Genomic DNA, 13,804 nt, shown 5'->3' on the forward strand with positions numbered 1-13,804 from the left:
CACCAGCCCTCGCCGGCCGTCGGCGTCCGCACCGGCCGCGTTTCCTTCGACGCCAGGCGGCAGCGCCGCAAAAACCGCCTCATCCGTGAGGGATTCCGTATTCGAGAGCAATCGGCCACACACCCGGCCACACGGCCTTCATGGATCCGGGCCCCAGCGCACGGTGCGCTGGGGCCCGGAGTCACGCGGGACGGGTCAGGGGTTGACGGGCAGCGGCGGGGTCCTGAGGGCGGGGAAGCTCCAGGTCTGGGCGGGTGAGCCGTTGCAGGTGACGGCGGCCAGCCGGCGGCCGGGAGTGGTGTCGTTGTTGGGCAGGTCGAGGCAGTGGGCGGTCGCCGGGTTGTAGAGGCTTCCGTCGGCCCGGGGCAGCCAGACCTGGTTCGAGGCGCCGGGGACGCAGGTCCACAAGCCGATGGCGGCTCCGTTGGCGGTGCTGTTCCCGGAGATGTCGACGCACATGCCGCGCAGGCTGATGGTGCCCTTGGCGGAGTCGACGGTCAGGCTCTGGGCCGGGGTGTTGTTGCAGGTGGTGATCTCGAGTCCCTGGCTGGTGTCGTTGTAGGGGACGTCGAGGCAGTTGTAGCTCGCGGCGTGGCGGATGGCCATGGCCGAGGTCGGCGGGTTGACGGGGGTGTTGTAGACGGCGAAGTTGCTGATGCTGCCGTTGAAGCTGGTGCTCTGCTGGCCCTGGTACTGGTAGCGGCCGAGGACCAGGCCGCCGCTGGGGGCGGGGCTGGTGGACGCGTTGTGGTAGGCGCTGCCGGCGAGGGTTCCGTTGACGTAGAGGCTCATCTGGCCGGTGTCGGCGTTGTAGCTGGCGGTCAGGCGGGTCCAGGCACCGTTCTGGACCAGGGCGGCGCTGTTGGTGACGTCGGTGAACTCGTAGGGCCAGGTGTTGTCGTCGGCGCGGGCGAGGCCGAAGCGCCAGGCACCTGTGGCACCTTCGCTCCAGAGGATGAAGCTGGCGGCACGGGTGGTGTTTTGGCTGGCGACGATCTGTCCGCTGCCGTTGGACTTCGCCCAGGTGCTGATGGTGAAGCTCTTGCGGGTGTCGACGACGGGCTTGTCGGTGGTCATGGCCGAGGTCGTGCCGTTGAAGACCGCGGTCTTGGTGGCCTGGCCGTCGACGGTGTCGTCCGCGAAGGCGAGGTCGGTGGCGGTCGCGTTGTAGGTGACGGCCGGGTCGGCGCTGACGGCGGTGGTGTTGCCCTGGAGCTTCCACTGGGCGGTCGGGGCCTGGGTGTTGCCGCGGTAGTGGTCGGTGCCGAAGCCGGTGACCGTCTTGCCGGTGAGCGAGCCGGGCCAGGTGTGGAGCTTGCCGGAGCTGTCGAGCGCCCACAGGTCCGGGACGCCGTCGCCGGTGACGTCGCCGTCGGAGCCGACCGTCGGGAAGGCGCCGGGTGTGACGTCGGTGCCGATGCGGGACGCGCTCGCCGGGGCGACGGCGGTGACGGTTGTGTACTCGCCGAGGCCGTCGGTGCGGGTCTGGGTGGTGAGCTTGTACTGGAGGATGTCTCCGGCGGTTCGCCCGTTGGCGGTGGTCCGCGCCCGCGCCCACAGGGCCGGGGTGACCGGGGTGGTGCCGGCCGGGTCGACGGCCAGGGTGTTGCCGGGAACCATGAGGTCGAGGGTGTCCCAGCCGCCCGTGGCGACCAGGTTCGGCGCGCGCAGGTTCTGGTTGGAGTCGGCGGGGTAGTACCAAAGGTTACCGGCCTCGACGGCGAGGATGCCGGTGGCGTTCTTCACCTGCCGGTTGGGAGTGCGGGTGTCGGTGGCCGACCCGATCGGGGTGATCTGGGTGGTGTAGCCCCATTGCTCGTCCTGGTGGTAGCCGGGGCATGCCGTGTCGCCGCCCGCACAGTTGGGCCGCGACACGCGCGTGTTCAGATCGCGGGTGAAGCGTCCGGGGTTGGAGAGCTTGTTGGCGTAGTAGTAGAGGAAACTGCCCCCGTCTCGGTGGACGAACAGATCATCGGTGTTCAGGCCCGGGTCCAGGGATCCTCGATGGGTGACATGGAAGTCCTTCCATGTCTTGCCGGCTTCGGGCGCCTGGTCTGCGGCGGCGGCGGTGCCGGTGGGCGGCACGTCGGTGCTGCCGGGGTCGGTGGCGCGCCCGTGGGTGATCAGGTTTCCCGCGTCGTCCGGCACGAGGATGTCGGGGTTCGAGTCCCCAGTGGTGTCACCGAACGCAACCGGGCCAGGAGCCCAAGGAACGTAGAAGGAGTACGAGACCGTCTGAGAGAGGTTCCCGGCGTCGTCACGGACCTGCGCGTACAGGACGTTGGTGCCCCAATGGCTGGGTACGGTCCTGATCTCGGTGAGGTTCAGCGTGCTCCCGGGCGCAGCACACTTCTCGTCCGAGGTGGCGAGCTGCGGGTCGTACCCGTAGCGGACGCAGGCGACACCCGAGGCCAGCAGACCGGACGGGTTGGGGTCGTAGGCCGTGAACGGAACCGAACCCTCTTGGCCGACACGCAGGTTGGTGGTCTGGCCGTTGCCCGACGGCGGGAACTGCGTGTTGGGATCGGTGAAGGTGCCGAACGAGGCGACCGGCGGGGTGGTGTCGACGGCGAAGTGGCAGGCAGCCGTCGAGGGGCCGCGGAGCAGGCCGTCGTCGCCCTGGGTGGCCCATCCGTAGATGTGCCCGTCCTTGAGCGTGAAGCGGGGGACGTTGTAGGAGGCGCGGCTGCCGTTGGGCACGAAGCCCGACCAGCCGGAGCTCACGCTCGGGGAACCCGAGACGGAGTCGTCCCAGATGTTGACGAACTCGGTGAGCTGGGACTGGTTGTGGCTGCTGACCACCGACGTCAGGTTGACGGTGGTGTCGGTGATCCAGCGCAGGGAGGAAACCGGTCCTCCTCCGCAGCTGTCCCCCTCGCCTCGGCTGACGCTGCGGGCCGCGGGCGAGGTCCGCGGGTCGCCCGGCTGGAGCGGGACGTGGTCGTACTCGGTGGACAGGACGGCATCGTAGGTGAGGCGCTTGAACGCCGCCTTGTCGCCAGTGCCCTCCGGGCCCCTGATGGCGAACGCCAGGGGCGTGCCGGTGTCGGCGAGGGCGTCGCGCATCGCGCCGGTCACGTTGAAGTCTACGGGGATGCCTGCCGCGCAGGCGCCGCTGCCTCCGTTGCCGGGGACGTTCTTGCCGTCGAGCCACTCGTAGATGTGGTGACTGTTCCAGGAGATGCCGCCGTCGAAGGCCCCGGCCCGGTAGACGCTCACCGGGTACCCGGTGGTGCACGAGTAGTCAGCGGAGACGTACTGCCATACGCGCAGGTTGGCGTAGTTGATGGCCGTGTTGGGCAGGTAGCCGCTCAGGTTGAACTCGTACAGTGCCCGTTCGATGCCCTTGGTGGTCTCCCAGCCCTGGTAACCGACACCGGGCCGGTCGCGCTCGGCCGAACCCGTGCGGTCGAAGTTCCCCGTCCCCGGGTACGCGGACTGGACCCACGCGTGGTGGCTCTTGCCCCGGGCGTCGTTCGACCACGACGGGTCGACGTAGATCGGGTAGCTGGTGTTGGGGCCGTCCAGGAGGTCCGGGGTGGGTGACAGGACGATGTTCTTGCCGCCGTTCGCAGCCGTTCCCGTCGTCACGGGGATGTCGGCGACCGTGGCCCCGGCGCCAGGGCCGTCCGCCGTACTCGGCGCGTCAGCCGCCGGGCGCACGCCGCCCGAACCTCCGCTGTCGGTCAGCGAGTTCGCCGGAGCTGGCGCGGCCGGGGCCTGAGTGATGAGGGACGCCTTCACCGACCTGGAGGCCGGCGCCTGCGCCCCTTGGCTCGCCCCGGAGACCGGGGCCGCGGCCGACCACATCTGCGGCTTCGGGGCAGTGAAGACCTCCTTGCCGTCGCTGACGGCCTTCAGGCTGCCGTCCTCGTTCGTGGACAGCTCCACGCCCTTGGTCGTGGCGGGGAAGGTGAGCGAGCGCACCGCCGGGTTCGCCGCGGCCGCGGGCGTGTGCAGGATCAGCACGGTGCTGTAGCCGCCGAACCGGTTCGCGGTCACCTTCAGGTCCGTATCCGGTGCCACCGATGCGAACAGCGCGCTGTTGCCGCTCACCGCGGGGGCCGGCAGAGGCCCGGGGAATGGCGAGCCGACCGCGAGCTGCTTGCCGTCTTTGGTCGTCATCGTCACGAGCGCGCCGTTGCCACCGCCAGAGATGACGAGGTCCTCGCTCGCCGCCGCGGGAGCGAGGCTGCCGTCGGCCCGCTTGAGCAGGGTGTCCTCCAGCGCCGCCCACGATCCGTCGGCGCGCTTCACCCGCTGGGCGTCCAGGTGCGTGTCCTGGCGGAACCTGCCGGAAGGCGTGGCGACGGTGGTACTGAACTCGTCAGCCAGTGACGGAACCGGAACGTCCTTGCCGGTCTTCTTCGCCTCGGCGAGCGCCAGCTCCGCCGGCCGGGGATCCAGCAACTCCCCCGTGTGCTTGGCGTCCCCGGCGTCGACGGCCTCCTGCACGGCCTGCCACGGATCGGCGGCCGAGTCGGCCGCGGCAGGGACCGACACCACACCCGGCAGTGTCATCGCGAGCACCAGCAGTACCGCCAGCGAGGGCAAGCGGAGTCGAGCGGATCGCGGTCTCGCGGACCGTTCGAGCGATGGTCGGCTGTCAGTCATATCTCCACCTGAAGTACCCACGGCATCAGCCCCGGTTCGATCCCTCGGCGCCGGACGCGCAGAGGCCAGGGCGGACGCTCTCAGGGAATCAGACAGGTCGTCAACGATTTTCTTTCCGAAATATCGGCATTGACCGACACAGAACTCCCATTTACTTCGCAGTGATGCACATCACATCATCACGTTCTCGATACGAAAAGATCAACTTTCGAGAGCTCCCATAGAATCCACCAGCCCTTGACAGAACCTAGGTCAACAGAACGTCAAATAAAGGACAATCAATGCAAATCCGCAGAAGGAACGGGTCACCACCGGGGGGCAGGCGCATAGCCTCCGCTGTGGTGCTGGCCCTGACCTCATCACTCCTGGGACCCGCCGTCTCCCAGGCCATCGCCGCAGAGCCCGACTTCTCCCGGGTATGGTCGCCGCCGAACACTCCCCTGCCAGGCACCCCGTCGATCAACGCCGAGGCGGCGCCGAAACCGGTCGAGACCGCGCCGCACTACCCCGTGCCCGCAGCGTCGAACACCGCACCGGCCCGGATCCCCGTCGAACAGAAGAGCGCGACAGCGGACCTGACGGCTACAGCCTCACGCGCCGGAACGCTCCCGGTGTGGCTCAGCTCGCCGGACCAGGGAACCGTCACAGGGCCGGTGACCGTCACCCAGGCCGACACGAAGACCGCCGACGCCGCACAGGTCAACGGCCTCCTGCTCTCCCTGAGCGCCGCCGCTTCCGCACCCGGCACGCCGTCCTCGGGCGGAGACGGTACAGCGAAGGCGGCGGTGAAGGTCGCCGTCGATGTCGCGGCACTGGACGCGGCCAGCGGTACAGCCGGCGACTTCGCCTCCCGAGGCCGCCTGGTCACCATGCCCTCCTGCGCGCTGACCACGCCCCAGGTGCCGTCATGCCTGGACCGCACCCCGGTGACCACCACCTACGACGCCGCCTCGAAGCGCCTGGTCACCGACCTGGAACTGCCCGCTCAGCCGGCACAGGCGATCGCGGGAGCGGTCAAGGCCTCGCTCTCCAACACTACGACGCAGACAGCCGGAACCGTTCTCCTCGGCGCTGAGACGAGCGCTTCCGGAGGCGGCGGGACCTACCAGGCCACCAGCCTGTCGAGCTCCTCGAACTGGGCAGCCGGAAACGCCTCCGGATCGCTCACCTACGGCTACAACATCGAGGTCCCACCTGCGCTCGGCAACGCCGCACCGCAGGTCCCCCTCGGGTACAACTCGTCGTCGGTGGACGGGAAGACCTCTGCCACCAACGCCCAGGCGTCCTGGATCGGTGACGGCTGGGACTTCAACCCCGGCTTCATCGAGCGCAGTTACACCCCGTGCGACAAGGACGGCATCACAAAGTCCGGCGACCTGTGCTGGGGCGGCTTCAACGCCACACTGTCCATGGGCTCGCACGCCGGACCGCTCGTTCGCGAGTCGAGTACGGTGGCCAAGTCTGATGAGACCACCGGTGTGTGGCGTCTGAAGAACGACGACGGCACCCGGATCGAGTTCGGCGCGGATCCCGCCGGCGGCAACGGCACCTACAACGGCGCCTACGCCAAGGTCACCGACACCTCCGGGACGGTGTACTACTTCGGCCTCAACCACCTGCCCGGCGGGGACAAGAGCGATCCCGCCACCCAGTCCGCCTCCACGGTGCCCGTGTACGCCCCCAACAGCGGCGACCCGTGCTACGACGCCGCCAAGGGCAAGGCCTCGTGGTGCCAGATGTGGCAGCGCCTGTCCCTCGACTACGTCGTGGACGCCCACGGGAACCTGATCACCTACACCTGGGCGCCGGAGAAGAACTACTACTCCCGGGGCGCGGGCCAGAACAACGGCAACGGAACGCTGACCCCATACACCCGGGCGAACACGGTCTCGCGCATCGACTACGGCCAGCGCCTGGCCGACCAGGTCGCCGCGAAGGGCACCCTCCAGCCCGCGGCCCGGGTCGTCTTCGCCACCAGTGAGCGGTGTCTCGCCACCGGCTCGGCCTGCGACCCGGCGAACCGCACCGTCGCGAACAAGAGCAACTGGCCCGACGTACCGGTGGACCAGGAGTGCAAGGACACCGGCACGTGCACCATCCCGAGTCCGACGTATTTCTCCACCAAGCGGCTGACCTCGATCGCCACCCAGGTGCGGGTCAACAACGCCTGGCAGGACGTCGACTCCTACGAGCTGAAGCACTCCTTCCCCGACCCGAAGGACGTCACCAGCGACCCCAAGGACGCCCTCAGCCAGCGCGTCCTGTGGCTCGACTCCGTGCAGCGCACCGGCAAGAGCGCCACACCGAACGTCAGCACGCCCCCGGTGTCGTTCGTCCCGGTCATGCTGGCGAACCGGGTCGACGGCTCGGACCTCGTCCCGGCGCCCCCGCGGATGAACCGGCCGCGCATCCAGCAGATCCGCAACGAGACCGGCGGCGTCCTCAACGTCGACTACAACGAGCGCGACTGCTCCCGCGTCAACCACGTGATGCCGGCCGCCGAGGACGACAACACCCGTGCCTGCTTCCCGGTGCGCTGGTCCGTACCGGGATCCGTCGCCGGCTCCGACCCGGTCCTCGACTGGTTCAACCACTACACCGTCCGCTCGCTCACCGAGAACGACTTCGCCACCGGCGCCCCCGCCAGGACCACCAGCTACGACTACGGCCCGGCCGCCTGGCACCGTGACGACAGCCAGTTCACCGATCCCAAGGCCCGTACCTGGAATGACTTCCGTGGCTTCGCGACGGTGACCACCACGGTCGGGAGCGGGAGCGACGGTCCCAAGACCCGGAGCGTCACCACCTACCGGCAAGGCATGGACGGTGACAGCCGCAAGAACGGCACCCAGCGAACCGTCCCACCCCTCACCGACGCCCTCGGTCGCAGCAGCACCGACGTCGACTGGCTCTCCGGCCTGCCCCTGCAGACCGAGACGATCGACCTGACCACCGGCAAGACCATGGCCCAGGTCGTCAACAGCGCGACCCGGGAACGGACCACAGCGACCCAACCACGCGGCAACGGGCTCCCTGACCTCGTCGCCCGCTATCCGGCCACGGTCAACAGCACCACCAACCGAACCCGCAAGGCCGACGACACCTGGCGATCCACCACCCAGACCACCACCGGCGACGAGAACCACGGCAACCGGCCGACAACCTCGCTCGACCAGGCCGACGGCCTGCCGGACCTGTGCACCCGCACCGACTACGCCACGGGTCCGGACCCGCAGCGCATCGACCTGGCCTCCGAGACCCTGACCGTCTCCGGCGCCGATGCCTGCACCGCCCCGGCCACCGCGGCCAACACCATCACCCGTCAGCGGGTCCTCTACGACGGCAAGCCCTACCAGCAGGCCGCCTCGACCGCCGACCCGACCTCCAAGCAGGTCCTCGACCGCTACGACAGCACCGGCGCGCCCGTGTTCACCACTGTGGGCTCCACCGCGTTCGACGCCTACGGCCGGTCCGTCTCCATCACCGACCCGAACAGCACCGACGCCCAGCACCCCAACGGCGCCACGAGCACAACCTCCTATTCGGCGCCCGCAGCCGGTGAACTGCCCACCACCATCACCGTCTCGGCACCGATTCCCGGCGCCGCGAGCGGCACCTGGGACACCATCACCACCTTCGACAGCCGACGTGCCCTGCCACTGACGCTCCAAGACACCAACAGCAAGACGACCACCGAGACCTACGACGCCCTCGGCCGCCTGACCGCGGTCTGGTCCCCCGGCCGCACTCCGGCCACCAAGCCGAACGCCAACCTGACGTTCACCTACAACGTCTCGAACACCACCGGCGTCCCGTCGACCACCACCACCTCCACCCTTACCGTCGACGGCGACACCCCCGTCTACACGCGGCAGATCACGCTGTTCGACGGCTTCACCCGTACCCGCCAGACCCAGGCCACCCCCGCCGGCCCCGGCTACACCGGCCGACTTATCACCGACACCCAGTACGACTCCCAGGGCCGGGCCTGGGCCTCCAATTCCACCTGGTACAACAAGGACTCCGGCCCCGCCACGGCCCTTGTCAGTGCCCCGGCCAGCGACATTCCGACTCAGACACGCCTGACCTTCGACGGCCTCGGCCGCCAGACCACCTCAGCGTTCTGGTCCCTGGGCGTCCTGCAGAACCAGACCACCACCGCCTATCCCGACGCCGGCCGGACCGACGTCACCCCGCCACAGGGCGCCTGGCCCATCACCATCCTGACCGACACCCGCGGCCGCACCGCCGAAACGTGGCAGTACCGCACGCCCACCGCCACCGGGCAGGCCTCCGACGCCACCGTCACCCGATACAGCTACACCCCCGCCGGACAGATCGCCGGCATGACCGACGCGGCGGGAAACAACTGGTCCTACACCTACGATCTGCGCGGGCGCCAGACCAGTTCCAGCGACCCTGACACCGGAACGGCCACGCGCACATACGACGCCGCTTCCCGTCTGTCCACCTCGACCGACGCCAAGGGCCAGGTCCTCACCTCCACCTACGACCTGCTCGGACGGAGGACCGGCCTCTACCAGGGAACGGCCACCGCCGCCAATCAGCTCACCGGGTGGACCTTCGACACCGTCATGAAGGGCAAGCCCACTACAGCAACCCGCTATGTCGGCGGAAACACCGGCAGCGGCCAGACCTACACCACCGCCGTCACCGGCTACGACAACGGCTACCGGCCCACTGGCACCACCCTGACCATCCCCGGCACCGAAGCCGGCCTCGAATCCGGCACCTACACCTACGCCACCTCGACCACCTACGACCAGATCACCGGCAGCCCCACGCTGACCACACTGCCCGCCACCGGCGGACTCCCCCAGGACAAGCTGGCCTTCTTCTACAACGACTACGGCCAGATGTTCAAATACGCCGGAGCCACCACCTACGACGTCCAGAGCGAGTACGACGCCTACGGCCGACCGCTGCGCTCGACCGTCAACCCGTGGGGCTCCCAGGTCGTCACGACCACGGACTACGACCAGGCCACCGGCCGGGTCCGCGGCCAGTTCCTCGACAAGCAGACCTCCACCCTCGGAGCGGTCCAGCAGACCAACTACACCTACAACCCTGCCGGCTCGATCACCTCGATCACCAACATCCCCGACAACAACCCCGCCGCGACCGACCGGCAGTGCTTCACCTACGACTACCTCGGCCGCCTGACCACCGCCTGGACCGACACCGGCGGCATCACCACACCCGACCCGCTCCAGCACAAGGCCCTCGACCAGGGCGCCTGCGCCAACACCACACCCACCAGCGGAGCCATCGCCCCGGCGAAGACCACCGTCGGCGGCGGCAACCCCTACTGGCAGGAGTACACCTACGACCTGACCGGCAACCGCACCTCCCTGATCCAGCACGACCAGTACGGCGACCCCGCCAAGGACGTCACCACCACCCAGCAGTTCCCGGCCCCCGGCACCGTCAACACACCGACCGCAGCGGCCAACGCCGGCGGCGGCACCGGCGGCGCCCACGCCCTGCTCGGCTCCACCGTCAAGACCGGCACCACCACGACCGCCACCGGCGCCACCCAGTACGATGCGGCCGGCAACACCACCGCCATCCGCACCGGCGTCTCCGGCACCGGCACCTCCGCCATGACCTGGAACAGCGAGGGCAAGCTCGCCAGCTACACCGCCCCTGCCCAGATCACCGGCAACGGCGGCAAGTGCATCGCCACCGCCGGCGGCAGCAACGCCAACGGCACCAACCTGCAGATCAACACCTGCAGCAACGGCGGAAGCCAGCTCTACACCGTCGCCAACAGCAAGCTCGTCGTCCTCGGCAAGTGCGTCCAGGCCATGGGCACCACCGCCGGATCGGCCGTCCAGGTCCAGGTATGTGACAACTCCGCCGCACAGACCTGGAACACCCGCACCGACGGCACCATCCACAACCCCGTGTCCAACCTGTGTCTCGCCATCCCCGGCGACGTCACCACCGTCAACACCGCCCTGGCCCTCGGCACCTGCGCCAGCACCGTCCCGGCCGGGCAGAAGTGGACCGTCCCCAACACCACCACCACCTACCTCTACGACGCCGACGGCAACCAGCTCATCCGCCGCAACCCCGGCCAGAACACCATCACCCTCGGCACCGACGAACTCACCGTCAACACCTCGGCGACGACGGCGCCCAAACCTCAGACCGGCACCCGCTACTACCCCATCCCCGGCGGACTCACCATCGTCCGCCAAGGCGCCGGCACCGCGGCCGGAACCTTCGTCGTCCAGGCAGCCGACCACCACGGCACCGGCACCACCAGCATCGACCTGACCACCTCCGCCACCACCCGCCGCGCGAGCGACCCCTTCGGCAACCCCCGAGGCAACCAGCCCGCACCCGGAACCTGGCTCGGCGACAAGGGCTACGTCGGCGGCACCAAGGACGACACCACCAACCTCACCAACCTCGGAGCCCGCCAATACCAACCCACCACCGGCCGCTTCATCAGCCCCGACCCCATCCTCGACCAGGCCAGCCCACAACAGTGGAACGCCTACTCATACAGCAACAACAATCCCGTCAACCTCAGCGACCCCAACGGACTGCGCCCCGACGGCTCGGCCGGCGGCTTCAGCAACGACTTGCCCGACGGGACCAAGGAATATTGGACGCTTGATGACGACGGCGGCTGGAACTGGGCCCGGGATGTCGCCTTCCAAAATATGTCCCAGAAAGACGTCATCATTGTCCAGCAGAGGGTAAGCCTCAACAACAAGCCAAGAAAGCACCGCCGTTCCGTCGACACCACCTGGTATTCATACAAATCCAAGGGCAACTCAACCTGGACCGCAGTAACCCGACTTGCAGCCGAATTCTATGGAGTCACCGACGCGATCGACTGCTACCACGGCTCACTCGATGGCTGCGGCAACCTAGTACTCAACATCGTCGGCTTCAATAAAGCCAAAATGCTCGCACGCGGCGTTGAGAGGCTAGCCGAGGAAGCCCTCCCCAAAAATAACACCGTCTCGGAAAAATTCAAACGCGCAGCCCCAGACTCCTGTCGGATCGGGAAAAATAGCTTTACACCCGACACGCCGGTTCTCCTTGCGAATGGGAACGTCAAGCCAATCAGCGAGATACGGGTCGGCGACGAGGTCATCGCAACAGACCCTGAATCCGGTGAAACGAGCACCGAACGCGTAACCGATACCATCGTCGGCTCGGACGACAGCGACTTCACCGACCTGACCGTCGCCGCCCCTTCCGACCCGACCAAGCCATCGACCATCACCTCCACCCAGAACCACCCGTACTGGAACGAGACCACACACCACTGGACCAACGCCAAGAACCTGAGGATCGGCGAACACCTCCAAACCTCAGACGGCAAGGCTGCCACCGTCCTCCAGGTCCGCAACTACCACACCAGCCCGCGCCCGGCCTACAACCTCACCGTCGCGAACCTCCACACGTACTATGTGCTGGCGGGGACCACGCCGGTCCTGGTGCACAATGACGGCGATGGATCCGGAGACGTTTTCTATCGCGGGGTGAAGCCGGGTGATCAGCTCTCATTTGCAGGGCGAGCAGGTACCGACTTCAAGGTTGACAAGGTGACTGGGTATGTCATTCCCGGGCGTGGCATATCGCTGACAACGCAACCCGACTCGCTGGGGAAGTTTGGTCGAGTTGGGGTTCCGGTTGACGCCTCCAGCATTCCGAGCGGCCTGGAGGTTGTTCAGGTGGGCAAGCCTGGCCACTATGAACTGGCGGTTAAGTCAGGTGTCAACATGACGCCAGACGAGTATCAGAGCAAGCTCGGAGAGGTCCGTCCAAGTGCCGATTGCCCCTAAGTGCTGTCCGGCGGCCACCCAGGAGGTGTTCGAATTGGAGTATCAAGTCGTCTTTCCGGAGGGTCTGGACGAATTCGATTGGTCTGAGATTGAGGATAAAGGCTGGCTTGACGGAGTTCGAATTTCATGGAGCGATAACAGCTGCACGCTGTCATTTTTCGACGAAATTCGCCTGCCGCAGGCCATCGCCGTTGACATCGAACGGCTGGGATATTTCTCTGCGAGAAACGTCGTCGTAGTTCGGCGGGTTGCTCGCGATGAAATCAGCCGCGCAGTGTCAGTAATGGCGGATCGGGGATTTGCAGACATCCTAAACGTCGACTGACGGCGTAGATACCCTGCTGCTTGGGTGTCTGAATTACGCCCAGGGGCCCCGCTGCGAGAGTTCGCAGTGGGGCCCCTGGGCGTTCTGACGGCAGTAGTTGACGGCAACGTCAGCGGACGGGTGCTGCACAGAGCGGTGGGTCGTCACTTTCGTCGGGGCCGGTGGTGGCCTCGGAGGGCTTGCCGAGGGTGCGGCCGAGGAGGTCGATGGCGTCGCGCTGGAGGCGGAGCCGGACGTGGGCGTAGACAGTGGCGGTGACGCCGATGTGAGGTTCCCCCGACGTGCGGAAGGTTGCCGGAGATGGCCTGATGGGCCATGAGAAGGGAGCCCTTGCGATAGCTGCACCGATGAAGTACCCGCCCGAGTTGCGACGGCGTGCGGTGGAGATGTACCGCACCGCCGATCCGAAGCCCGTGATCCGCAAGCTGGCCCGTGATCTCGGGGTGCACCACGAGGCCCTGCGGAACTGGATCCGCCAGGACGAGGCGGACCGGGGCGAGCGCGATGACCGGCTGACCACCGCGGAGAAGGAGGAGCTGGCCGCTCTGCGGAAGGAGAACGCCGAGCTCCGCCGGTCCTGCGAGATCCTCAAGGCCGCCTCGGCTTTTTTCGCCCAGGAGCTGTGCGCCACGAGGCGCCGTGTTGATCGAGAGGCGGTGGGAGACCGTCTCCGTCAGGTCGTCGTAGCGGCCTGATCGAAGCTGGGGGGCAGCCTGATCCGGGGAACGCCGGGGAGGGTGGCAAGCGGCCCCGACGAAAGCGGGACGTGCTGGAACTGCCAGACAGTGCGGGTCCGTTCAGCGAGGTCAGAAGGTGTAGCGAGAGCGAACCAGTGGTTGAAGCCCCGTAACAGCGAAGCCGGGTCAAATCTGGTGGATATGGCCGGTGTGCAGTGCGTGAGGTCCGGGCCTTTCGGCTCGGGACTCAACTCCGAAGCCGTTTAGCCTGTGCGTTTCACTTGGGGCCGTGTCCGGATCATGAGCGGGAACGCGAAAGTGCCTTCTGAACTGGGACGATGAGGCTTGTCTAAGGTCTC

Annotated in this window: 3 protein-coding genes and 1 pseudogene; 3 read left to right on the plus strand and 1 reads right to left on the minus strand. The window is 67.6% G+C overall.

What is annotated here, in order from left to right; genetic code table 11:
- Nucleotides 1-195 precede the first annotated feature (195 nt).
- Entirely contained in the window at nucleotides 196-4,506 is a 4,311-nt protein-coding gene (locus ACFRAR_RS36345) for a ricin-type beta-trefoil lectin domain protein (protein WP_380704283.1), read from the minus strand.
- A 761-nt stretch (nucleotides 4,507-5,267) separates the two neighbouring features.
- Here ACFRAR_RS36345 and ACFRAR_RS36350 point away from each other — a divergent pair.
- From ACFRAR_RS36350 to ACFRAR_RS36360, 3 genes and pseudogenes are all read left to right on the plus strand, one after another.
- Nucleotides 5,268-12,443, plus strand: a complete 7,176-nt coding sequence (locus tag ACFRAR_RS36350) for a polymorphic toxin-type HINT domain-containing protein (protein WP_380704285.1) — start codon at nucleotides 5,268-5,270, stop codon at nucleotides 12,441-12,443.
- Nucleotides 12,427-12,768 carry a hypothetical protein gene (locus tag ACFRAR_RS36355; protein ID WP_380704287.1) on the plus strand — a complete coding sequence of 114 codons (342 nt, stop codon included), beginning with the start codon at nucleotides 12,427-12,429 and terminating at the stop codon, nucleotides 12,766-12,768. Before ACFRAR_RS36350 ends, ACFRAR_RS36355 begins: the two co-directional genes overlap by 17 nt.
- A 347-nt stretch (nucleotides 12,769-13,115) precedes the next feature.
- Nucleotides 13,116-13,379, plus strand: a pseudogene (locus tag ACFRAR_RS36360) (transposase); the annotation flags it as partial.
- Nucleotides 13,380-13,804 lie beyond the last annotated feature (425 nt).

It is taken from the genome of Kitasatospora sp. NPDC056651 (genome assembly GCF_042792155.1).
Lineage (GTDB): Bacteria > Actinomycetota > Actinomycetes > Streptomycetales > Streptomycetaceae > Kitasatospora.